26 protein-coding genes and 1 tRNA gene are annotated in these 23,051 nt (G+C 61.0%); 7 read left to right on the top strand and 20 right to left on the bottom strand.

What is annotated here, in order from left to right; genetic code table 11:
* Window positions 1-106: 106 nt before the first annotated feature.
* Window positions 107-1,684: a BCCT family transporter gene (locus CCD76_RS13415; RefSeq protein ID WP_087719967.1), complete on the bottom strand. Its 1,578-nt coding sequence runs from the start codon at window positions 1,682-1,684 to the stop codon at window positions 107-109.
* Window positions 1,685-1,853: 169 nt separating this feature from the next.
* Complete coding sequence (locus CCD76_RS13410) at window positions 1,854-3,425, bottom strand: BCCT family transporter (protein WP_087719966.1); 1,572 nt, start codon at window positions 3,423-3,425, stop codon at window positions 1,854-1,856.
* A gap of 240 nt (window positions 3,426-3,665) precedes the next feature.
* Between CCD76_RS13410 and CCD76_RS13405 the strand changes: the two genes are divergently transcribed.
* Window positions 3,666-3,944 (top strand): hypothetical protein, encoded by a 279-nt coding sequence (locus tag CCD76_RS13405; RefSeq protein ID WP_087719965.1) that lies wholly within the window; start codon window positions 3,666-3,668, stop codon window positions 3,942-3,944.
* Window positions 3,945-3,954: 10 nt separating this feature from the next.
* On the opposite strand, the gene CCD76_RS13400 is transcribed toward CCD76_RS13405, so the two are convergent.
* On the bottom strand, window positions 3,955-4,260 hold the full coding sequence (locus tag CCD76_RS13400) for a hypothetical protein (protein WP_087719964.1): 306 nt from the start codon (window positions 4,258-4,260) through the stop codon (window positions 3,955-3,957).
* A gap of 156 nt (window positions 4,261-4,416) precedes the next feature.
* Here CCD76_RS13400 and CCD76_RS13395 point away from each other — a divergent pair, with 156 nt between their 5' ends.
* Window positions 4,417-4,680 (top strand): type B 50S ribosomal protein L31, encoded by a 264-nt coding sequence (locus CCD76_RS13395; protein WP_087719963.1) that lies wholly within the window; start codon window positions 4,417-4,419, stop codon window positions 4,678-4,680.
* A gap of 159 nt (window positions 4,681-4,839) precedes the next feature.
* Here CCD76_RS13395 and CCD76_RS13390 read toward each other — a convergent pair whose 3' ends face one another.
* The 14 genes from CCD76_RS13390 to CCD76_RS13330 form a co-directional block, all read right to left on the bottom strand.
* Entirely contained in the window at window positions 4,840-5,043 is a 204-nt protein-coding gene (locus CCD76_RS13390; protein WP_071229947.1) for a cold-shock protein, read from the bottom strand.
* Between the two features lie 317 nt (window positions 5,044-5,360).
* Complete coding sequence (locus CCD76_RS13385; RefSeq protein WP_087719962.1) at window positions 5,361-5,984, bottom strand: LysE family translocator; 624 nt, start codon at window positions 5,982-5,984, stop codon at window positions 5,361-5,363.
* A 589-nt stretch (window positions 5,985-6,573) separates the two neighbouring features.
* Window positions 6,574-7,983, bottom strand: a complete 1,410-nt coding sequence (locus tag CCD76_RS13380; protein ID WP_143543292.1) for a hypothetical protein — start codon at window positions 7,981-7,983, stop codon at window positions 6,574-6,576.
* A gap of 284 nt (window positions 7,984-8,267) precedes the next feature.
* Window positions 8,268-8,975, bottom strand: coding sequence for a toll/interleukin-1 receptor domain-containing protein (locus CCD76_RS20660; protein ID WP_087719960.1), 708 nt, complete (start codon window positions 8,973-8,975; stop codon window positions 8,268-8,270).
* A 448-nt stretch (window positions 8,976-9,423) separates the two neighbouring features.
* Entirely contained in the window at window positions 9,424-11,019 is a 1,596-nt protein-coding gene (tnpC, locus tag CCD76_RS13370; RefSeq protein ID WP_087719959.1) for an IS66 family transposase, read from the bottom strand.
* A 44-nt stretch (window positions 11,020-11,063) separates the two neighbouring features.
* Entirely contained in the window at window positions 11,064-11,420 is a 357-nt protein-coding gene (gene tnpB / locus CCD76_RS13365; protein WP_087719958.1) for an IS66 family insertion sequence element accessory protein TnpB, read from the bottom strand.
* On the bottom strand, window positions 11,417-11,626 hold the full coding sequence (locus CCD76_RS13360; RefSeq protein WP_087719957.1) for a hypothetical protein: 210 nt from the start codon (window positions 11,624-11,626) through the stop codon (window positions 11,417-11,419). Before CCD76_RS13360 ends, tnpB begins: the two co-directional genes overlap by 4 nt.
* A gap of 289 nt (window positions 11,627-11,915) precedes the next feature.
* On the bottom strand, window positions 11,916-12,659 hold the full coding sequence (locus CCD76_RS13355) for a sulfite exporter TauE/SafE family protein (protein WP_087719956.1): 744 nt from the start codon (window positions 12,657-12,659) through the stop codon (window positions 11,916-11,918).
* 299 nt (window positions 12,660-12,958) lie between these two features.
* Window positions 12,959-13,035: transfer RNA gene (locus tag CCD76_RS13350), tRNA-Arg, on the bottom strand.
* A gap of 67 nt (window positions 13,036-13,102) precedes the next feature.
* A complete protein-coding gene (locus CCD76_RS13345; protein WP_373419425.1) occupies window positions 13,103-13,543 on the bottom strand; it encodes a ZinT family metal-binding protein in 441 nt (146 codons plus the stop codon).
* Window positions 13,544-13,743: 200 nt separating this feature from the next.
* Window positions 13,744-13,929, bottom strand: a complete 186-nt coding sequence (locus CCD76_RS19795; RefSeq protein ID WP_143543291.1) for a hypothetical protein — start codon at window positions 13,927-13,929, stop codon at window positions 13,744-13,746.
* Between the two features lie 174 nt (window positions 13,930-14,103).
* Window positions 14,104-14,829, bottom strand: coding sequence for a tRNA-uridine aminocarboxypropyltransferase (locus tag CCD76_RS13340; protein WP_256961311.1), 726 nt, complete (start codon window positions 14,827-14,829; stop codon window positions 14,104-14,106).
* 187 nt (window positions 14,830-15,016) lie between these two features.
* Window positions 15,017-15,970, bottom strand: a complete 954-nt coding sequence (locus tag CCD76_RS13335) for a bile acid:sodium symporter family protein (protein ID WP_087719954.1) — start codon at window positions 15,968-15,970, stop codon at window positions 15,017-15,019.
* Between the two features lie 236 nt (window positions 15,971-16,206).
* Window positions 16,207-16,935: an SIR2 family NAD-dependent protein deacylase gene (locus tag CCD76_RS13330; RefSeq protein WP_087719953.1), complete on the bottom strand. Its 729-nt coding sequence runs from the start codon at window positions 16,933-16,935 to the stop codon at window positions 16,207-16,209.
* Window positions 16,936-17,076: 141 nt separating this feature from the next.
* On the opposite strand from CCD76_RS13330, the gene CCD76_RS13325 reads away from it, so the two are divergent.
* The 5 genes from CCD76_RS13325 to CCD76_RS13305 all read left to right on the top strand — a co-directional run bounded on the left by CCD76_RS13325 (window position 17,077) and on the right by CCD76_RS13305 (window position 20,849).
* Window positions 17,077-17,895, top strand: a complete 819-nt coding sequence (locus CCD76_RS13325) for a pseudouridine synthase (protein ID WP_087719952.1) — start codon at window positions 17,077-17,079, stop codon at window positions 17,893-17,895.
* Between the two features lie 10 nt (window positions 17,896-17,905).
* Entirely contained in the window at window positions 17,906-18,859 is a 954-nt protein-coding gene (gene tcdA, locus CCD76_RS13320; protein WP_087719951.1) for a tRNA cyclic N6-threonylcarbamoyladenosine(37) synthase TcdA, read from the top strand.
* A complete protein-coding gene (locus CCD76_RS13315; protein ID WP_071229954.1) occupies window positions 18,856-19,086 on the top strand; it encodes a DUF1653 domain-containing protein in 231 nt (76 codons plus the stop codon). The genes tcdA and CCD76_RS13315 overlap by 4 nt, the downstream gene beginning before the upstream one ends.
* Before the next feature lie 168 nt (window positions 19,087-19,254).
* Window positions 19,255-19,755 carry a 5-(carboxyamino)imidazole ribonucleotide mutase gene (gene purE / locus CCD76_RS13310; protein WP_087719950.1) on the top strand — a complete coding sequence of 167 codons (501 nt, stop codon included), beginning with the start codon at window positions 19,255-19,257 and terminating at the stop codon, window positions 19,753-19,755.
* 2 nt (window positions 19,756-19,757) lie between these two features.
* Window positions 19,758-20,849 (top strand): 5-(carboxyamino)imidazole ribonucleotide synthase, encoded by a 1,092-nt coding sequence (locus CCD76_RS13305; RefSeq protein WP_087719949.1) that lies wholly within the window; start codon window positions 19,758-19,760, stop codon window positions 20,847-20,849.
* 78 nt (window positions 20,850-20,927) lie between these two features.
* Here the strand turns inward: CCD76_RS13305 and bfr are convergent, their stop codons facing one another.
* The 3 genes from bfr to adhP all read right to left on the bottom strand — a co-directional run bounded on the left by bfr (window position 20,928) and on the right by adhP (window position 22,987).
* Complete coding sequence (gene bfr / locus CCD76_RS13300; protein WP_087719948.1) at window positions 20,928-21,410, bottom strand: bacterioferritin; 483 nt, start codon at window positions 21,408-21,410, stop codon at window positions 20,928-20,930.
* A 160-nt stretch (window positions 21,411-21,570) separates the two neighbouring features.
* The gene (locus CCD76_RS13295; RefSeq protein ID WP_087719947.1) at window positions 21,571-21,771 is read right to left on the bottom strand and encodes a (2Fe-2S)-binding protein; all 201 of its coding nucleotides are present in this window, start codon (window positions 21,769-21,771) and stop codon (window positions 21,571-21,573) included.
* A 202-nt stretch (window positions 21,772-21,973) separates the two neighbouring features.
* Window positions 21,974-22,987, bottom strand: coding sequence for an alcohol dehydrogenase AdhP (gene adhP / locus CCD76_RS13290; RefSeq protein WP_087719946.1), 1,014 nt, complete (start codon window positions 22,985-22,987; stop codon window positions 21,974-21,976).
* Window positions 22,988-23,051: the final 64 nt, after the last annotated feature.

The raw sequence follows: 23,051 nt of genomic DNA, 5'->3' as shown, positions 1-23,051 counted from the left end.
TGACCGTCCAAGGCCGGCCGCCGCGCCAATGGCGGCCGACCAGACAGCAACGCCCCCGACGGATCTCTCCGTCGGGGGCGTCGTCTTTCCGGCATTGGAAAAAGCGTCAGTGCGGCGCCGGCGCGCTTCTTGAATCGTCCAGCACGCCCTGCGCTCTCGCCATCGCGTAGGCCGCCTTTGGCCCGTGCCACAGAGTCGGTATCAGCACCAGCGCGACCGGCACGGCAGGAATCACTACGAACTGCTGCAGCACGCTGACCTGCCCTTCCCCCATACCCAGCAGGATCGCCGCCATCAGCGCGAAGACAATGCCCCAGAACGCCCGCAGCGCGGAGCCCGGATCATCGTTACCGGCACACACCACGGAGACGGCGTAGCTCATCGAATCCCCGGTCGTGGCGACGAAGATCGTCGTCAGCACCAGGATCGCCAGCGCCATCCACGTGCCGCCCGGCAGCGCCTGGGCCACCGTCAGGGTCGCCACGTCGAACTGGAAGTTTTGCAGCGGCTGGCTGAGATCGATCGCGCCCTGGAGCTCGTAGAAGATGCCCGAGCCGCCCAGCAGGGTGAACCAGACCGTGGTGACGATCGGCGCCAGCACGGCGGTGGCGATGATCATCTCGCGGATCGTGCGGCCTCGGGAAATCCGCGTGACGAAGATCGCCATGGGCGGCGCGAAGCCGACGAACCAGGCGAAGAAGAACACCGTCCACCACTTCATCCAGTCCGGCGATGCCGTCACCGTGGTCATCGCCGACATCTCGAAGAAACTGCCGAGATAGGTGCCGAAGCCCTGGAACCAGCTGTCGACCAGGAACTGCGTCGGGCCGAACAGCAGGATGGCCGTACCGATCACCATGGCCAGAATCACGTTCATGCGGCTCAGGAACTGAATACCGCGATCGATCCCGGTCACCGCCGAGGTCACGTAGATCGCCCCCAGCCCGGCCAGGATGGCCAGTTGAACCTCGTAGCCACCCGGAAAACCGAACAGATCGTGCAGGCCAAAGCTGACCTGGGTCGCCAGAAAGCCCAGCGGCCCCACCGTGCCGGCGGTAACGGCGATGGCGCAGATCGCATCGACCACGCCACCCAGGAAGCCGCGCGCCAGCCGGTCACCCAGCATCGGCGCCAGCAGGGTTCTCGGCTGCAGCGGCATGCCACGCTGGTAGTGCTGATGCGACAGGATCGCCACCGGCAACGTGCCGAGAATCGCCCAGCCGGTGAAGCCCCAGTGGAAGAACGCCTGCGCCAGCGCATCGGGCACGGCATCGGCGGTGCCGGGCTGGGAATCGAACGCCGGCGGCGTGACCACGAAATGATAGATCGGCTCGCCCGCGGCAAAGAACACGCCGCCGCCCGCCAGCAGCGTGCACAGGATGATCGACACCCACCGGAAGGTGCTCATGTCGGGCCGGTCCTGGGAACCGATCCGCGCCCGCCCGGCCGGAGAGACCGCCACACCGATGGCGATGAAAAACATCAATAGCATCAGAAGCTGAATGAGACTGCCGAAGGTTCTGGCGGACCAGCTAAAGGCGACGTCGATCACCTGGGCGACGGCATCGGGGGCGATCGCCGATGCCGACAGAAAGATCAGAATGAAACCGATGGTCAGAACAAGTACGACGGGATCGCCAAAACGGCCACCCTGCGTCGATGGCACGTTGGTGTCGGAGGTCATATCAAAGGGAGGATTCTTTAGGCATGAAGCGCGCCACACTACAGATACGCGAGTGCGGCGGCAAATCGAATCGATCGATAGTCGGCGGCGAAGACGCTTTCACGCCAACGAGAAACGCCCCCGGCAAGCGGATTGCCGGGGGCGTCGCATCGATCGAACGAGGTCGCGGTCAGTCCCGAACGGCACTCACCGTATCACCCAGCAGCCCTTGCTCCCGCGCCATCGCGTAGGCGGATTTCGGCCCGTGCCACAGGGTCGGCAGCAGCACCAGGGAGACGGGAATCGCCGAGATGACGATGAACTGCTGGAGCACGCTGATCTGGCCGGCGCCCATCTTCAACAGGATCGCCGCCATCAACGCCATCGCCACGCCCCAGAAGGCGCGCAATGCCGGCTTGGGCTCATCGTGCCCCGCGCACACCACGGAAATGGCATAGCTCATCGAATCGCCCGTGGTCGCCACGAAGATCGTGGTCAGCAGCAGGATCGCCAGCGCCATGAACACCCCACCCGGCAGCGCCTGGGCCACCGTCAGCGTAGCAACGTCGAAACGGAAGTTCTGCAGCGGCTCGCTGAGATCAATGAGGCCCTGAAGCTGATAGAAGATGCCCGAACCACCGAGCAGCGTGAACCACACCGTGGTCGCCAGCGGCGCGAGGATCGCCACCGCGACGATCATCTCGCGAATGGTGCGGCCCTTGGAGATCCGTGCCACGAAGATCGCCATCAGCGGCGCATAGCCGATGAACCAGGCAAAGAAGAACACCGTCCACCATTTCATCCACCAGCCCGGCGCGGTCTGGGCGGTCATCGAGGCCATCTCGAAGAACGAACCCAGATAGGAGCCGAATCCCTGGAACCAGGCATCGACGAGGAACAGGGTCGGCCCGAAGAGCAGGATGACCGCAGCGATAGCCATCGCCAGCATCACGTTGAAGCGGCTGAGGATCTGGATGCCGCGATCGATGCCCGTGACGGCCGAGGTCACGTAGACGGCGCCCAGCACGGCCATGATGATCAGCTGGGTGCCGTAGCCGTCCGCCATCCCGAAGAGCTCGTGAAAGCCGAAGCTGACCTGAGTGGCGAGAAAGCCGATCGGCCCGACCGTTCCCGCCACCAGCGCGATGACGCAGACCGCATCGACAACGCTGCCCAGCACGCCGCGAACACGACGCTCGCCAAGCACCGGCGCCAGCAGCGTGCGCGGCTGCAACGGCAGGCCGCGATGATAGTGCTGGTGCGCCAGCACGATGGCCGGCAGCGTGCCGAGTACGGCCCAGGCCAGGAAACCCCAGTGCATGAACGACTGTGCCAGGGCATGTGGCACGGCAGCTGCGGAGTTGGGTTCGCTATCGAAGGCAGGCGGCGTGACCACGAAGTGGTAGACCGGCTCGCCCGCCGCGAAGAACACGCCGCCGCCGGCCAGCAGCGTACATAGAATGATCGAGATCCACTTGAACGTGCTCATCTCGGGGCGATCGGTACCGCCGACCCGCGCACGACCGGCCGGCGAGAGCGCCACGCCGATGGCGATGAAGAACGTCAACAGCAACAGCCACTGGAAAAAACTGCCGAAGGTTCCCGCTGTCCAGGTGAAACCCGCGCCAATGGCATCGGTCACGGCACCCGGCGAAATGGCTGAAAGCAGCACGAAGGCGACGATGAAACCAATGGTCAGCACCAGAACCACGGGATCGCCAAACCGGCCACGCGGCGTCGGCATGTTGTTATCGGAGGTCATATTCAGATCGGTTCGTTAGGCATGAAGGGCGAAACCCTACCGACCTTGGTCGAGGACCGCAAATTCGTTATTGCTAAAATCGCCCCGCCCGCCCCCGCGCTTCCACCGCCGGGAAGAGCCATGGTGCTACCTTCGCCACCCCCCGAGACGGCACCGCTTCTACACCCAAATGACAATGGTAGCGTTCTTCGAAAGGGCTCTAATCTCTAGAGGAACTTCGCCGCCGAGGGGGTACGGTCCATGAAAAGCACGCCGTTCATCACCGAAAGTCTGCTGCAGCGCTGTCGTAGAGAACAGGCCAACCAGTTCCAGCGTGCGCGCCAGAGCTACGATCCGGCCTCGCTACATGATCGCAAGGAACTGTCGCTACTGGTCGAGGAAGCCATCCGCGAAGGGGAAAACTACACCTCGATTGCTCGAGGCCATCAGAACATCGGCTTGACCGAAACCGATCTCCAGAATCTCATCGGCCCCGAGAGCGCGATTCGCGAACGCATCGACCGCTTTCAACAGATTTGAATATCCTTCCTCAGCTACCGCAGTGACGTCGATACCGCTCGGCATCGGCGTCCAGCGTCACACGCTCGTTGACCTTGCTATAGTAGAAAGGCACGAACCGCTGCCCTTGGTCGGCGATCCGGTACTGGCCGCACATGCCATACCCCTTCTGAACCTCTTTCATCGCCTGTAACTCGATTTCGCTGTCGACGCCAAGTTGCTTTGAAATCAAGGATTTGATCTCGTCATCGACGCGACTGTCCGAGATGGCCTGTCCGCCGAAGATAATGGCAAAAGCCGCCAGAATCGCGATGACGGGGATGTAGAGGTTGTGCATGAACGGTAGCTATCTGGCTGCTGGAAGAGACGCGATGATAGCGGATCGCGTTGCTTTTCGCACAAGCGTGCCCAGCCATGGCTGCTGATGACGAACCCATTTGCCCCATCATATGTTATGTAATAACATTACTGAATCGATCAACAGGAGAATCTCATGAAAGCAGGCATCCATCCTGACTATCGTCAGGTCATCTTCCACGACACCAGCGTCAACCACTACTTCAAGATTGGCTCGACCATGAGCTCGACGGAAACCATCGAATGGGAAGATGGCAACACCTACCCTCTCGTCCAGCTCGATATCTCCTCGGCCTCGCACCCGTTCTATACCGGCAAGCAGCGCGAAGTCGGCACCGAAGGTCGCGCCGCGCAGTTCAAGCGCCGGTTCGGCAGCATCGCAACGCGCCGCCAGAGCTGAGCCGAGCACTCACCCAACGGCAACGAGCCAGCCGAGTGATCGGCTGGCTCGCTTCATTTGTATGCCACATTTCACGCACACGAAAACACCAAGGCCCGCGTTAGCGGGCCTTGGTGCTGGAAGCTCTATCGCCCTAGGGCGAAGGATCTACCGGAAGTCTTAGAGCGGCTTGATGTTAGCAGCCTGAAGACCTTTCTTGCCCTGAGTGACGTCGAAAGAAACTTCCTGACCGTCCTGCAGAGATTTGAAGCCGTCAGCCTGGATCTCGGAGAAGTGTGCGAACAGGTCGTCGCCACCGTCTGCCGGAGAAATGAAGCCAAAGCCTTTAGTGTCGTTGAACCACTTAACTGTGCCAGTTGCCATGTTCCGAATTCCTTATGCGCTTAGCGCGTAATTACGATTGCCGGGTGCTACCCGAGATAGTGGGTAAAACAAGGGGATATAACCAGGCTACCGAATGATTCGAGTGCAACTGACAATATGCGACTTGCTAACCAACTGGCGGCCAGTCTGCGCCCTCGCCAGGTGTTAGTCAACAGCTATGTTCATCGAAAACCAAAAATATGTGGTCGCGGCCTCTCGCCAGGCCCGGAGCCGGGGCGCGACGCTGGACGACAAGCGCCCTACGAGCGCCGTTCACCCGCCACGGCCAGGCATCGGGAAGGCCGCAGGAGGCGATCTCAGCCAGTTGGCCGCTTCATCGCCAGCAGGCCGATGCTGAAGACGACCATCAACGCACCACTGACACGGTTGAACCACTGCATCGCCTTGCCATTGCGCAGATAGCGGCCGATCTTGCTGCCCAGCACGGCATAGATCGCGATCGCCACCACCTCCATGACCAGAAACAGCGCACCCGTAATGGTGAAGCTCAAGGCGTAGTGTTCGGGCACCACGAACTGCGGCAGGAACGCCGTGAAAATCAGGATCGCCTTGGGATTGCCGGCCGCCACCAGAAACTCCTGGCGGATCAGCGAACGCATCGACTGGGGCTGCCCGCCCTCGATGATCGCCGACTGCGGCTTGCTCATCAGCAGCTTGAGCCCGAGCCATGCCAGGTACAGCGCCCCCGCCCACTTCACGACGATGAAAAACCACATGGAAGTCGTCAGCAACGTGCCCAGCCCGACGCCCGCTATGGCGATCATGGGAGTGAACGCCGCGATCCGGCCGGACGAGGCGATGATGGCCTTCAGCGGCCCGACACGAGCCGCATTCGTCGTCGCCAGCAGATTGTTGGGGCCGAATGCCATGTTCAGCGCGAAGCAGGCTGGCAGGAACACCAGCAGGAAATCCCACTCCATGTCGTTTCCTTGTTAGGCGGTTATCGGAGATAGATAGTCATTCGTTCGGCGGCACACATAGTAGTAGCGTGGCCGGACCGTCGCCCGAGGCAGGACTAGAAAAATCCACTAACCGTCTAAAAAACCAAGACTTTGCCATAAACCGAACTTGTTATTATACCAATCGATATACTACCAGTGTATTCACGACATAAGCTTGTATCAAAGATAGCCGATGCAATTTTGGGAGCTGAAGCCAATAGCCTTCGCATAGAAATGGCGGGCTCGTGTTCCCAGCAACCCCTATTGAAAAGATCCTAGATTAGCGATCAGTTTCTGAACACATGAGCGTGTTCTTCCAGCGGCTCGGACTAATCCCTCATGAGATTGGCAATGTAATCTTTTGAGAAGTCGGCCCTATGGTAATTGAGTCCAAATGATACGGTGCTTAGCGCTCAGCACGAGCGAGTGCCGATAGTTTGAATCAGTAGCTTAGCGCGCATAACCTAATTGGCGGCTTTGTCGTCGACGGAGGTATGGCGATAGCAATGGATCACGGAAAATATACCACACATATCATATACTGCCCTTAACCATTGAAACGCCGATCTTAGCCAGCGCTATTGACGTCCACATCATCACTTGAAATTTGTGTTTTTTCAAATTTCTTATTAGATATTTCACCTTTTATTTCATCGATTCTATTTTCCAGCGCTTCTTCACCTATATCCTTAATCAAGTGAGATTTTAACATTTCCAGCTTTAATCTCACGCGCTCACGATAAACGACCTCATCATCCACCACAGAGTCCTTGTTCGCGGAAAAAGAAACTTCTTTGGCCAAAATCAAAAGCTTAGTTAAATCGAGCCTTTTTTCATTAATTACGACGACGGTGTCAAACAAATATTTTGCAAACCCCGCCATTGCGCCGGCAATAGCTAAAACACCCAAGACAAACGGCGAGCGCTGCATTATCATTGAAACGGTTTGCGCGAGCCCTTCAGGCGAATCGCTAATATATTCAAGAGCATTACTGACCAAAAAGTATGAACAAGCAAATACCGAAACGAGAGCAAGCAGAATAAACGCTGAGTAAAGCCTCGCCTGCCCACGACCTTCTTTCACATAATCCTTATAGTCATCCGAAAGAATATTTCGATCAGACTCTAGAGCGCGTAGCTCACGACGTTTATCAGAAATATCTTTATTCAGACCTTCGCTTTCCTGGACGAGCCTTTGCTTATTGTTCTTACTTTCAGTATTCTCTTTTCTCAAGACTTCAGATGCAGCTTCGATTTCCGCCAAGCTTACTTCAAGCTGCTTCACACTTTCGCTTAACTTTTCTTCCTTATTTTTCAGGTCTAGTAAGTTTTTTTCTATTTCTGTGCTTTCTTCCACCAACTCCGCTTTACCAGCTTCTATAGCCGAGTATTCGGACTTCGCTTTCTGCACTTTGGAAGTCTCAGAGTCAACGACCTCATCAATCTCGCCCAACTTGCTTTTCACGTAATTAAAATTCGACTCTATTTCTTTTATTCTAGATAGGGAAAAACCTCGCATTTGAAACTCAAGCACGGGAATTCTAACTTTAGCACCAGCGCGCTTACCAAGAGTTTTAATCAACACTCTTTTAACTAGAGTATTTGGAGAAATTCTAACCCTGGAAAACACAGACGTTGGTGGCGCCATAAAACCCGAAAGCCGCGAAAATGTCACATCACTCACTGACATATCATCGGAAGCAAAGGTCTTCGACTTACCTTCAACATCTACGATCGTTATACTTAACGGCGATATGTCATTTATATTTTTCGGAACAATAAGCGAAAGGGTGCTTAGATACACCACATCATCACTATCAAGCCCTCCACCCTGGCCACTTATCCAGTATGCTCTTTTTACACTACCACCTGATCGCTTACCTCTTAAATTGCCGGAACGCGAAAATTGCTTTTTTACATCCCTTTCTTCAGCCGGGATTTTTTCAAGGTCACCTTTAATGCTCTCAATCGTCCCCATATTCCCCGACCCAGCTCAATTATGCGAAAAAGTTTTACAAGCCAACCTGATAGAATTTATTACGTAATAATCAATACTCAGTCTTCGCCCAACTTGTCGCATCCTCCGATGAAAAACTGCGTTCGTTTCGGACGTTGCAACCGCCGCGAATAAACAACAACAGCCCTCGACTTAGTGCCCAGCAGCTTAGAGAACTGCTAAGTATTTAAGCCGACCCACTCCAGAATCAACACATATTCATCAGGGGCAGATATTCATAATATAAACTCATTCATTAAGCATATTTACAATACAACCAACTCGGCAAGCTTGGCTGCGACCTCTGCCATTGGCTCTTCTCCTGTGCTCAGCCCACTGCGCGAGCCAAGCAAGGGGCTGACCTCGCGGAGAGCTTCATACGTTGTATCGTGCACTATTGGAATCAGCCGCTCACGCGCGAGAAGTGACGATAATTCCTTGTCAGCGATGCCCTCTGATGGAAGGCGGCGTAATAGAGCCGGGGTAACCAGCACTATCCCTACTCGGGAGTTCGCTAGCCCTTTATCGATTGCGCGCAGCAAGGGCACGCCGAGACCAACATCCTTTTCACTAAACCAGACCGAGACTCCACGTGCCTCTAATAGATCGTATAGCTCTTTGGCTGCCCCTTGCCGGTCGTCCCATGCGTGGCAAAGGAAGACGTCCCGAAGCTCCGGCCGCTTGGCCAAGCTCTCTACGTTGTCGCGGACCGGCGTAAGCGCTCGCACTTCTTCAGGTGTGTACCATACCGATGAACCGGGTCCCGACCATCGTGGCTTTGTGCTGCGCCCAGATCTGCCTCCACCTTGGCCGCCGCCGTTTCCCCGAGATGAAATGTAAGACGAGGGAGTGGAAGTGTACGAGCTGTACCCACGAGACCCACCGTAGTATCCGGAGCGTCCACCGCATGCAGGGCAGTTGGCTGCGGCGCTTGCTGAGCGATGCCCTCTTGATGGAGCCGTGCATCTGGCCATATCGCTTTCCTCTTTTTGTTAAGTAGGTCTAACCAGTATCAGATCGAACGCTCTTTCCGCCTTGCCTGCATGCCTCCCCTATTTGGAACCGGCAAACTTCCTCAGGACCCACTAGGAATACTCTTTGTATCAATCTGCCACATTCCGTTTCATTTCTCTATTCATCGCTCCCCACCTTTCATCGCGCACGCTGCAAAACGCAACATTTCGCATGATTTTTCAGGGCCTCAAATCGCCCCACAGCCCCAGCAACTGCGCGGCTTGCCGCCGTCTGCAACGCTGCATCAAAACCGACCCATTTAGCGCGCAGGCGGGGTGTCGACAGCGCGCCGGCGGTGAAGGGCGAGTCGGGGGCCTCCAGCGCCCTGGAGTGGCCACAACCGCCTAACCTGTGACGTTCTTGGAACATTCGTAAGCGCTCCACCAACCCCATCTGTTCGGGCCTGGTTCAGACCGGTAACGTGTCTTTCCAGTGCCAGGGCAGCAGGGAGGTGAGATCCTCTTCTTCGCCCAGTGTCGGCAGGGTCTCGAACACGAACTGCAGGTAGTCGTAGGGTGAGAGGCCGTTGGCCTTGGCGGTTTCGATCAAGCTGTAGATCGCCGCGCTGGCGTGCGCACCGCTCGGTGTTTGGCTGAACAGCCAGTTTTTCCGACCGATGACAAAAGGGCGAATAGCATTTTCCGCTGCATTGTTGTCCAGCGGGATCACCCCATCATCGAGAAAGCGCGTCAGGCGTTGCCACTGACCGTCCAGGTAGTGCAGCGCCTTGCCTAGCGTGCTCTTCGGCAGCACTTGTTGGACGGATTTATCGAGCCAGGTCCGCAGTTGGGTGATCAACGGACGGCTCTTCTGTTCGCGCAGCGCCAGGCGCGCCTCGGGATCGAGTCCCTTGGCCTGGGTCTCCACGGCGTAGAGCTTGCGGATCTGGTTGAGCGCCCAGTCGGCCTTGCCGGTCTTGCCCTTGGGCTGCACCTTCTGGGCCTCGACGAACTTGCGGCGCGCATGGGCCCAGCAGCCGGCGTGAGTGATGCCGTTGCGACGTACCACCTCGGCATAGCCCTCGTAGCCGTCGGTGACCAGGCGACCGGCATAGTCACCCAGCAGGCGTACGGGCACCCGGCCAGCGCGGCTGGCGTCGTAATCGAACAGCACCACCTGCTGGCCCGGTGGGCCGCCGCGTTGCAGCCACATGTAGGAGGTGGCGCTCGCCTTGCGATCAGGCTCGGTATTGACCTGCAGCGTGGTCTCGTCCATATGGATCAGCGGGGCCTGCAACAGGTGCTGTCGCAGGGCGTCGACCAGCGGCAATAGCCGCTCACCGACCTGCACCATCCAGCGGGCCAGGGTGTTGCGCGGAATCTCGGCGCCGTGGCGGGCAAAGATCTGGCTCTGCCGATAGAGCGGCAAGGCGTCCTGGTGCTTGGCGGTGGCCACATAGGCGAGCAGCGTGGCGCTGGCATTGCTCTTGGGCAACAGCTTGGCCGGCGCCGGGGCGATCAGCACGCCTTCTTCGCAGGCGGGGCAGGCGTACTTGAGGCGCACATGGCGGATCACCTCGATCCGCGCCGGCACCACATGCAGCTCTTCGCTGACTTCTTTACCGATCTCCTTGAGCTCGGTGCCGTCGTGGCCACAGTGACGCGCCTCGTCAGGCAGTTCATGGACGACCTCGACGCGCGGCAACTCAGGCGGCAAGGCGACACGCCCACCTCGGGGGCGGCGCTTGGCCGGCTGACGCGGCTCGGCAGCCGCCTCGTCGGGGGTCGCGTCAACCTCTTCCTCGGCGCTCTCCTCATCCACCGCCACTTCGGCCTCGTTGATAAGCAGATCGCCCTGCTCGACGCGGTACTTTTCGGTGGAGGGGCCGAACTGACGCTCGATGGCCAGCCGGAACTGCTCGAACAGCGCCGCCTTGGTGGCCTCCCACTCGGCCTCTTTCTTCTCCATCAACTGATGAAGATGCGCAATCTCCTCCTGCTGAGCACGCACTTGGCGCTGCAGCTGGGAGATGGTAGCGGAGGGGATAGAGGCCGGCGAAGTCATGCCGGTATTTTACCAAGCAGCGCCGCGAAAGGCAGCAAAAAACATCACCCAACTGACTGAAAATCCAAGGCCTTATGAGGTTGCATGGCGCCGAGGTCATAGCCATCCAGGAGCCAATTCAGCGCCTGCCCCGACAGGGAAACCGTGTCGCCTTCCAGACGGTCGGGCCACTTGAAGCGCTCCCGTTCCAGGCGCTTGTACCAGACCACGAAGCCGTTACGCTCCCAGAACAGGATCTTCACCTTATCGCGCTGGCGGTTGCCGAACACGAACACCGCCTCCTCGAAGGGGTTGAGTTCCATGGCCTCCTGCACCAGCAGGGCCAGCCCATCGATCTGCTTGCGCATATCGACCGGCTCACGGCAGAGATAGACCCGCAGCCCCGTATCCGGTCGAATCATCGTGTTATCTCCACGGCGACGAAGCGCAGCGGCCGACGACGCGGTGGCACTGGCACCCCCTGCACCACCAAGCGTTTCTCCCAGGCCAGGAGGGCCGATAGCGCCAGGGCCTGGTCCTGGGCATAATCGCTCAGCGCCAGTTGCCGAGACGAGGCATGGAAGAGATGGCCCAGCCAAAAGGCCTGCGTCGGGGTCAGTTCGTTCATGGCGTCCTCCAGGGGTTAGAGGACACCAGTGTGATCGATGCCGATCAGCTCAAGAAGATGGGGTTGGTGGAGCGCTTACGAACATTCCGGCTTCCTCGGGTCGACTCGGGAACCTTTCTTCCCCTATCGGCTTACGGATGGCCATGCTTGAGCGCTTCCCGCCCTACGGCGGCTTGATCGATAGCGTCGAGCGTAGCGGGAATGGGATAGGCGTTTGCCTGTGCGCAGATGGGGAACCTATGGCCGTCGGGGGCTATCGAGTCGATGCCGCCCCCTCTAGAGCCAAGCGCTAGGCCAGGGCGGTCTTGCTGACCAGCACCACACCGAAGACGATCAGCATCACCAGGACCACTCGGCGGAACGTGGCGGCGTCCATTCGCTGGCGCACGATGCCGCCGATCCTGGTGCCGGCATAGACAGGTATCAGCCCCAGCAGCGAGATCCAGATCGACTCGACCGTCATGAGGCCAAGCTTCGCCAGGCCCACCGCCATGATGACGCTCGACAGGCTGAAGGAGATGTTGATCGCCTGGATGAAACGCTTGGGATCGAGCCGGAGCGCGAGCAGGAACGGCAGCACCGGCATCACTTGGGATCCGGTCATGCCGTTGACCAGCCCCGTGAGAAAGCCCGAAACCGGCGCGAGTTTCCGGCCCAGGGCATCCGGCATTGGCCGCCCGGGGCGAAACAGCGTGAAAGCCCCGTAGCCGATCAGGACCACGCCCAGTACCGCCCCGGCAATCAGGCTGTCGATAAGGTCCAGCACGGCGAGGCCCAGCAGCAAGCCGGGAATCGTGGCGAGGAACATGGGCCAGAAGCGCCGGATCGTCTCGCCGAAGTGTCCCGCCTGCCTCATGACGATGGCATTGCTGACCAGCGAGGGAATGATGACCAGCGGCATGGCGGATTTCAGGCCCAGGCCAAGCGCGAGGATGGGCAGCGCGGATGTCGAGAACCCGAGGCCCGTAGCCCCTTTGACGAAGGCCGCCACGAAATAGGCACAGGCGATGATGACAATCGTCTCGACATTCACACGGCCACCAGACTCGAGAAGGGATCGTGTGAGAGTGTGCGACGGCATTGACGGTCTGGCAATTTCCCCGGCCGCCCGATAACGCGGGCCGCTGGGCAAAGCAGGAGGAGAGTCAGGTATCGAGCAGTTGGCGATATGCAGGTATAGCGACCGAATTCGAACAGGCGATATGCCAGACGCTATGCCACGGGCATCCGGATAGATCAGGAACAACGAGGAACGGCGGGGAAGAGAGTGTCTCGAATACCGCTGCATATCAGCAGCTCGCGAGAAAAGTCGTCAACGCGGGAGCGAGGGACTGGCGCCCGAGGCAGGACTCGAACCTGCAACCCACGGCTTCGAAGGCCGTTGCTCTATCCAGTTGAGCCACTCGGGCGCACGGCGCAGACGATAACATTACACAGACCTTCGATGCGAGTGCATCGAAGGTCTGTCATGGCGTATCAGTGCGCCATCATCTCCTCGGCAACCTCTTCGCCGCTCAGATCGGAGGGGTAGTAGGTCGGCCAGTTGACGACTTCTTCAAGCAGCGCGTCGCGGTCATCACCCATGTAGATATGGTAGTGATCCGCATCGGTGGGCGAAATGGCGTGGTCGCTGAATTGAAAGTACTGCGGGGCGTCTTCATCTCCGCCCTTGCGCTCGAAGATATAGCGGACGCCACGGTTGCCGGCGTCGTAGGTGAGTATCTCGTAGCCGTCGTAAGCGTATTCGCCGGCGTGCGCTTCGTTACCTTCGTGGAACGTGACCTGGTTGCCGTCGATCACGATGCGGTTCACGCCGGTTCGATAGCCCTCTTCGTAGTAGGTCTTGTATTCCTCTGCGGTCTTGTCGCCGTGTTCGGCCTTGTGGGCGAATACGGCGTCGAGGGTGCCGTCCTGCAGATAGGGGTAGACGGATTGCCAGTCCCCCTCCCAATCGGAAAGCTGACGATCCTCGACCTAGGCTTTGTCTGAAAACTGCCTGCGCTCGGCCATACGGCGTTAAAAATCGGCTCAAAGTACTCATTTACACCGCGTAAACTCCGTCTTTTCGCCGATTTTTGCCTTGTCTGACCTTCGCTCGACGACTTTTCAGACAAAACCTAATCGTCGTCGAAGTAACCGGCCTGGATATCCTCGTCATGATCATGACCATGGACATGTTCGTGATCGTGATCGTCATGCTCATGATCGTGTTCGTGACCAGCCGCCATGGCGGCCGAATAGCTCCCCATCGTCAACAAACCGACGAACACCACACCCGCGCTACGCGCTGACAATAATTTCATGAATTTGGCTCTCTCTTTTTTCGTGTCCAAGAACTGATCGGCGACAAACACAATACGTTATATCATAACATTTTATTAACCGACCGATCGCTCGTGTGATCTCGAGGCAAGAGAATGCGATGGAACGCCCCGTCGATGGCGAGGCGTATCAGGAGATGGGAACGGTATCCGGCTTCAGGAGAAAGCGGCACCGAAGGCGCGACGTTCGAGCAGGCGCTGCATGGCGGCGTTGGGCTTCTCGATCTTGTGATAGAAGCGGCTCGCGGCGTAGCTCTCGTTGAAAGCGTCGAAGTAGTCGTCGAGCACGTTGGCGGCGGAAACGTCGCCGGTATTGCGCAGCAGCTCGGCCGCGACCTCGGCGGTGCAGAGATGCGAGGCGGAGGCCGGCTTGCGCAGCCGGTAGCGTGTCAGTCGATCCGTGTGGAGCGGCAGCACCGGCAGGTTTTCCAGGTACGGGCTCTTGCGAAAGATCCGCCGCGCCTGACGCCAGGTGCCATCGATCAGAATGAAGACGGGAATGAAGCCATCCTGCTTGGCGACGACCACGGCACGCTCGTCGACCACGCGATGCTGGTAGTCCGGCTGGTCGTCGGGGAAGACCACGTACGGCACGTAGCGCCGGTCCGCCAGCAGCTCGAGCAGCCGTGCCTCCGGCGCGGTGCGATACCAGGTGAAGGTCTGAGTCTGCGGCAGCACGTCGGCGATCAGGCGCCCGGTGTTGGTGGGCTTGTTGTGCTCGTAGGGGTGGGTCAGCAGCCACACATGGGCAGCGCTGGTCGCGGTCACGCGGAACGGGCAGAGGCAGTTGAGCACCGGCAGGCGGCAGCCGTCGCAGCGTTCGACGAAGCTGCCCCGCGCCTTGAATTCGCGGCGCGGCGGGTTCTCGTCTCCGCCAGCCATATCGCGCCGGGCATCATTCGGGAATTCGGTCTCGCTCGGCGACCAGGATCTGGTCGTCAGTTCGGCATCATCACGCATGGATCGGCTATCTCCGGCCTACGAAAAAGCGGGGCGCGCGCATTCTAGCACTCCGCCCCGCTTTCCTAGCCCCGGAATTGAGACAATATCTGTATCAATCTCAGCGGCTTCAGCGGCTGATGCTTTCGCTCGTTTCCGATGTGGCGCCGCGGGCGGGAATGCCGCGCTGTTTCCAGTAACCCGCCAGCAGGGAGCCGGAGACGTTGTGCCAGACCGAGAACAGCGCACCCGGCAGCGCGGCACCGGCGGTGAAGAACTGGTTAGCGAGCGTGACCGCCAGGCCGGAATTCTGCAGGCCGACCTCGAACGCGATGGTGCGTGCGGTGCGAATATCGAAGCCCAGCGCTCGGCTCAGCCAGTAGCCGGCGGCGAGGCCGATGCCGTTGTGGGCGATGACAGCGATCGCCACGATCGGCCCCAGCGTTGCCAGGTTGCCGGCGTTGAGCGCGACCACGATGGCGATGATCAGCACGATGGCGGCCATGGCGAGCGTCGCCAGTGCCGGTTCGATCTTGTGGATGCGCGCGCCCAGCAGGTGATGGACGATGACACCCAGCGCGATCGGCGCGATGACCAGTTGCGCGATGCTCATCAGCATGCCGAGAACCGGCACGTCGATGCTCTGGCCGACCAGCAGCCAGGTGATGAACGGCGTGGCGACGACCGAGATCACGGTGGAAACCATGGTCATCGATACCGACAGCGCGACGTGGCCGCCGGCAAGCCAGGTCATGACGTTGGAAGAGGTGCCGCCCGCCGTGGCGCCGACCAGGATCATCCCGGTGGTCAGTTCCGGGCTGAGGCCGAGCACGCGGGAGACCAGCAGCGCCGCCAGCGGCATGATCAGAAACTGCAGCACCACGCCGACGGCAACCGGCTTGGGCGCCTTGACCACACGCGCGAAGTCCTCGCGGGTCAGCGTCAGCCCCATGGCGAACATGATGACGACGAGCAGCGTTTGGATGTCGCTCTTGAAGTCGACGAAGAGCTGGGGCTGGAAGGCGGCGATGACGGCCAGCAAGACGGCCCAGACCGGGAATAGCCGGTTGATACGTTCAAACATGATATGTGTCCTAGCGGTTCAAGGCCCAGGGTTGGTTCTGCGCGAACGCTTTGCTTACGCACGGAACCTGGCGAGCCCGGCCACTCGAGTGGCTCTGGAATGTTACGAGTTGGTACCCGGCAAACCGGGGACGCTATTCTGCCGCACTGCGGCGGGCGGCAAAATAGGTCAAAGGCCGAATAATCGCCGTCTATGACCGTCTGATCAGACTCAAGCCGGGAAGGCTGTTCGGTCGTTCAGTCCGCGAAGCCGCCCCGCGCTTGCCATTCGGCGACCAGCCTGGGTACGCCACGGCTAGCCGGCTCGGCGACGGGGCTGACGCCCGGCGGCGCCAGATCACGGGCGTGGGGATCGACCAGCCAGCACGGCGCATCGAACGGCGCCTGCTCCAGCAGCAGCGCGGCGGGCATCACTGCCAGCGAAGTGCCGACGACCAGCAGCGCATCGGCCCCGGCGACGATATCGCACGCCTCGGCATAGCGCGGCACGGCTTCGCCGAACCAGACCACGTCCGGGCGCAGCTGACTGCCCTTGTCGCACAGATCGCCCAGCGCGATCCGGCCCCGGGTCGCGGGGTCGCTCAACGGGTAGCGCAGGTTGGCATCGACCGAGGAGCGCGCCAGCAGGATCTCGCCATGCAGATGCAGCACGTGGCGGGAGCCGGCGCGTTCGTGCAGGTCATCGATGTTCTGGGTGACCACGCTGACCCGGAACCCGGCATCCTCGAGTTCGGCCAGCGCCAGATGCGCGGCGTTCGGTCGTGCCCGGCGGGTCTGCTCGCGGCGCTCGTCGTAGAAGCGCAGCACGGTTTCAGGGTCGCGCGCCCAGGCTTCCGGGGTGGCGACATCCTCGAGGCGGTGGTTTTCCCACAGGCCATCGCCATCGCGAAAGGTCTTGAGGCCGCTTTCGGCGCTGATGCCGGCGCCGGTCAGCACGACCAGATGCGGGGAACGGGTATCACTCATGGCGACAGGCTTCCTGATGTTCGCTGCTTCACTGTTTCCGAGGCTAGCATGCGTCGGACATCCGGGCACTCGGTCAGCCCCTTGAGATCACCTTCGCCAGCCCCGACAATAGCGCCCTGTTCGTTTACCCAGGCCAGTGCCATGACCGTGCCGCTTACCCCAACCGAGCGCCTTGGGCCGCTGCCGGTGATCTACCGCGATGCGCGCCTGATCGCCGTCGCCAAGCCGCCCGGCATGCTGGTGCATCGCACGGCGCTGGCCCGCGGGGAAACCCGGTTCGTGATGCAGACGCTACGCGACCAGATCGGCCAGCATGTCTTTCCAGTGCATCGTCTGGATCGCCCCACCGGCGGCGTGCTGCTGTTCGCGCTGGACAGCGAAGCCGCCGCCGCGCTGACGCGGGCGTTCACCGGGCACCGGGTGAGCAAGCGCTATCTGGCCGTGGTTCGCGGCTGGGGCCCGGAGACGATCAGCGTCGATGCGCCCCTGCGCGAGGAAGATGGCATCCGGCCCAAAGCGGAGATGCCCGCGCACCCGGCGCTGACCCACTTCCGGCGGCTGGCGACGGCGGAGATTCCGGTGGCGATCGATCGCTATCCGCAGTCGCGCTATTCGCTGATGGAAGCACGGCCGGAGACGGGCCGGCGCCATCAGATCCGGCGCCATCTGGCACGCTGCGGCCACCCGATCATCGGTGATGCCAAGCACGGCAAGGGTATCCACAATCGCTACTTTCGCGATCATCTGGACTGCCCGCACCTGTTGCTGTCGGCGGTGGCGCTGGAGTTTCGCCACCCGTTCGAGGGCCACCAGCTAAGACTGGAAGCCGCGCCCGACGACCACTTTTCCGCCTTGCTGGCCCGGTTCGGCTGGCAGGCGCATCTGACGCGGAATGACGCCCACTGGATGACGCCCGCTACGGGCGCGGCCAGGGCCGAACCGATCGACGCCCTTTTATGATCGAGATCCCATGAGCAACGATAACCGCAACACCGACGACTACGATTTCCGCTTTGGCGGCATCCGGCGTCTCTACGGCACCCGCGCAGCCAACGCGTTCCGCCGCGCGCACGTCGTGGTGATCGGCGTGGGCGGCGTCGGCAGCTGGAGCGCCGAGGCGCTGGCGCGCTCCGGTATCGGCAAGCTGACCCTGATCGACTTGGACGATGTCTGCGTTTCCAACGTCAACCGTCAGCTTCACGCGCTGGACGGCCAGATCGGCAGACCCAAGGTCGAGGTGTTGGCGGAGCGCTGCCGCGCCATCTGGCCGGGTATCGAGATTCACGCCGATGCGGCCTTCATCACGCCGACCAATCTGGCCGAGCGGATTCCGGCCGATGCCGATCACGTGATCGATGCCATCGACCATGTCGGCGCCAAGGCGGCGCTGATCCACTACTGCAACCGGCGTAAGCTGCCAATCACGGTAACCGGCGGCGCCGGCGGCCAGAGCGACCCGACCCGCGTGCGCGTGGCCGATCTCAGCCGCACCGAGCACGATCCGCTGCTGGCCAAGGTGCGCTCGAAGCTGCGCCGGGATCACGGCTTCTCGCGCAATCCCAAACGCCGCTTCGGCGTCGAGTGCGTCTACTCCGACGAGCAACTGGTCTACCCCGGCGACGATGGCGAGGTCTGCCTGCAGAAGCCGGCACCGGGCCAGGCCACGCGGCTCGACTGCGCTGCCGGTTTCGGTGCGGTGAGCGTGGTCACCGGCACCTTCGGTTTCGTCGCGGCCGGCCGTGTGCTGACCCGGCTCGCCGATAAAGCCAGACGCGCGGCAGACGACGCACCGACATCGGCCGCCACCTCGGCAACGACGTCAAAGGCATCGAACACAGCGACGACGACCTCAACGACGTCAACGCCAACGCCAACGCCGACAACATCAACGACAGCGGCCGCTACCCGGGAGACTTCCTCATGAGTGAACAGCACAAGCCCGTGCCGGGCATCTATCGCCACTACAAGGGTCAGCTCTACGAGGTGCTGGACGTGGCCCAGCACAGCGAAACCGAGGAGTGGCTGGTGGTCTATCGGGCGCTCTACGGCGACTACGGCCTGTGGGTGCGCCCGCTCGCCATGTTCTGCGAGCAGGTCAGCGTCAGCGATGAGCCGGTGGCCCGGTTTGCCCTGGAAAAGGCGTTCCGCTGAACGCTGCCGGCGGATGGCGGTTCGCGCGGAAAAGATCTGCAGTCAATGTCGGCTAAAAGATTAACGGCTGATCGATTCTCCGGATTCCCGTACAATTCGCTGCTTTCCAAACGACGGTCCGATAACCCCCTATAAAGGACCGGCGAACCATTTCCCACGGGAGGAAGCATGAGCGTACGCGTCGGCGTGATCATGGGCTCGAAGTCGGACTGGTCGACTCTCTGCCATACGGTCGAGACCCTGGAAAAGCTGGGTATCGAGCATGAAACCCGAGTGGTCTCCGCCCACCGCACGCCGGATCTGCTGTTCGAGTACGCCGAAACCGCCGCCGACCGGGGCCTGGAAGTGATCATCGCCGGTGCCGGCGGCGCGGCCCATCTGCCGGGCATGTGCGCCGCCAAGACGCGGCTGCCGGTGCTCGGCGTGCCGGTGAAGTCGAGCACCCTTTCCGGGGTCGACTCGCTGCTTTCCATCGTGCAGATGCCGGCCGGCATTCCTACCGCGACGCTGGCGATCGGCCGTGCCGGCGCGATCAACGCCGCCCTGCTCGCCGCCGCCATGCTGGCCAACCACGACGAGCGCATCCGCGAGGCGCTGGAAGCCTTCCGCGCCGAGCAGACGCAGCAGGTGCTCGACAATCCCGATCCTCGACCCGAAGACCAGGAGTGACTATGCGTATCGGAATCGTCGGTGGCGGCCAGCTGGGGCGCATGCTTGCCCAGGCGGGCGCGCCGCTTGATCTGCGGTTTACCTTTCTCGATCCGGGTAGCGAGCCGTGCGCGGCGGTTCACGGCGAGCACCTGCAGGCCGACTGGGAGGATGCCCAGGCGCTGAACACGCTGACCGCGACCTGCGACGCGATCACCTTCGAATTCGAGAACGTCCCGGCCGAAGCCGTCGAGCGTCTGGCCGAGCAACGCCCCGCCTTTCCGCCGGCTCGAGCGCTGGCCACGGCGCGGGACCGCTGGCTCGAGAAGTCGCTGTTCCGCTCGCTGGATATCGCCGTGCCGCCGATCGCCCGGATCGACAGCCAGGCCGATATCGACACCGCGGTGGACGAGATCGGCCTGCCGGTGGTGATCAAGACCCGCACCATGGGCTATGACGGCAAGGGCCAGAAGGTGCTGCGCGCGCCGGAAGATGTCGCCGGGACGTTCGACGAGCTGGGCGGCGTGCCCCTGATCCTCGAAGGCTTCATCGATTTCGACCACGAGATCTCGGTGATCGCCGTGCGCGGCCGTGACGGCGAGATCCGCCACTGGCCGGTGGTGCGCAACGCGCATCGCCAGGGCATCCTGCACTGCTCGGTGCCGCAGGTATCGCATCCGCTGCAGGCACAGGCGGAAGACTACGCCAGCCGGGTGATGAACGAGCTCGACTATGTCGGCGTGATGGCGTTCGAGTTCTTCGTCACCGCGGCGGGGCTGCTCGCCAACGAGATCGCCCCGCGGGTTCACAATTCCGGCCACTGGAGCATCGAAGGCGCGGTGACCAGCCAGTTCGAAAATCACGTGCGCGCGATCGCCGGGCTGCCGCTGGGCGAGACCGCACGCCTGGCGCCGTGTGCGATGCTCAACGTGATCGGCGCCTTCCCGGATCGCGACGCCGTGCTCGCCCTGCCCGGCACCCGCTGGCACGACTACGGCAAGGCGCCCCGCCCCGGCCGCAAGATCGGCCACGTCACCGTGCTGGCCGCCAGCGACGCCCAGCTCGAAGCGCGCATCGCCGCCGTCGAGGCGCTGCTGATCAACGATCTCGGCTGAGCCGAAAACACCTGCGCCCGCCCCCGGTTGCCGAGGGCGGGCGCAACGTCATGAAGCACGAAGACGGCGGAGGAGCGTTCAGTCTTCCTCGTTCTCGTCCATCTTCTTCTGCAGGTAGTTCTGCAGGCCGACCTTGTCGATCAAACCGAGCTCGGTCTCGATGGTGTCGATGTGCTCTTCCTCGTCGGCGAGGATTTCCTTGGCCAGGTCGCGGCTGACGTAGTCGTGCACGGATTCGAAATAACGAATCGCCTCGATCAGGTCGTTGCGCCCTTCGTGCTCGATCTTCAGATCGCTTTCGAGCATTTCCTGGGTGTTCTCACCGATGTGCAGCTTGCCCAGGTCCTGCAGGTTGGGAATGCCTTCCAGGAACAGGATGCGTTGAATGTACTTGTCGGCGTGGTGCATCTCGTCGATGGACTCGTCGTACTCCCACTTGGCTAGGCCGTGAAGCCCCCAGTCCTTGTACATGCGCGCATGCAGGAAGTATTGGTTGATGGCGACCAGCTCATTGCCGAGCAGCTTGTTGAGATGCTCGATGACCTTCGGATCGGCTTTCATGGTTATCTCCCATGTTTTGCATAGACGCAAAAAACCCTACCACGTCTCAGCAGCGTAGTAGACAGCAACGCGGGTAAAATTTCGCTTTGAGGAGAAAGGAGCCGCGGCAACGCGCGGTAATCGGCACAGAGCGTGCAGGGAGAGCGTAGAACGCCGAGCGTCACACGGCGTAGGCGAGATCGTAGCGTTGCCATTCCTGGGCGAGCGCGTCCTTGACGATCGTCTTGCCGACACAGGCACACTTGCCGCATTGGCTCGAACAGCCGGTCATTTCCTGCACTTCCTTCCAGGACCGCGCGCCCTGGCTGACGGCTTCGCGCAGCTGACGATCGGTGACATTCTTACACAGGCAAACGAACATGGTCCCCTCCGCGTGTGGATAGGACAAATGTAAATGATTCGCATGCAGTGGCGCAAGCCTTCCTGGAAAATATTTTCATTCACGTCAAAATGTCGCAAGCACACGCCACCGTCACTCGCAGCGCACCGCAGGGTTCATGACAGGACAAAGGCGAACGTTTACGACAGCGTTCGCCCCTGCGGGTTCCCTTACTACCAGGTCACTACTGCATATCGAGCACTACTCGCCCCTCGATCTGGCCCTTGTGCATGCGTTGGAAGATCTCGTTGACGTTCTCCAGCTTGTCGGCGGTGACAGTGGCCCTGACCTGCCCCTCGCCGGCGAAATCGAGGGCTTCCTGCAGATCCTGCCGGGTACCGACGATCGAGCCGCGCACGGTGGTGCCGTTGAGTACCATGTCGAAGATCGACAGCGAGAATTCGCCCGGCGGCAGACCGTTCAGGGCGATGGTACCGCCACGGCGCACCATGCCCAACGCCTGGGAGAAGGCCTTCTCCGACACCGCCGTGACCAGCGCACCGTGTGCCCCGCCGATTTCCTTCTTGATCAACGCGGCGGGATCCCGCTCACGCGCGTTGATGGTCAACTCGGCCCCCAGTCGCTCGGCGAGACGCAGCTTGTCGTCGGCGACATCGACCGCCGCCACGTGCATGCCCATCGCCCGCGCGTATTGTACCGCCACGTGCCCCAGACCGCCGATACCTGAGATCGCCACCCACTGCCCGGACTTGACCTCGCTCATCTTCAGTCCCTTGTAGACGGTCACGCCGGCGCACAGGATCGGTGCGATCTCGATGAAATCGGCGTTGGCGGGCAGATGGCCGACATAGTTGGCGTCGGCCAGCACGTAATCGGCGTAACCGCCATCGACGCTATAGCCGGTATTCTGTTGCGTTTCGCACAACGTCTCCCAGCCGCTCAGACAATGTTCGCAGTGACCGCAGGCGCTGTACAGCCAGGGCACGCCGATGCGATCGCCCTCCTTGAGATGCTTGACTCCGGCACCGACGGCCTCGACGTAACCGACGCCCTCGTGACCGGGGATGAACGGTGGGTTGGGCTTGACCGGCCAATCCCCCTCGGCGGCGTGCAGATCGGTGTGGCATACCCCCGATGCCTGAACGCGCATGCGCACCTGCCCCGGCCCGACCTCGGGGATCGGCACCTCGCGGATCTCCAGCGGTTGCTTGAACTCGGTCACCACTGCAGCCTTCATTGTGCTCATCGTGAATTTCCTCGTGCCATGATTTTTTGTAACTATTCAGGTCACGCTGCCTGAT

The sequence above is a fragment of the Salinicola salarius genome (genome assembly GCF_002179555.1).
In the GTDB taxonomy this organism is placed as follows: Bacteria; Pseudomonadota; Gammaproteobacteria; order Pseudomonadales; family Halomonadaceae; genus Salinicola; species Salinicola salarius_A.
Note: the sequence above shows the minus strand (reverse complement) of the source record. Positions and strands in the feature narration are given on the sequence as shown.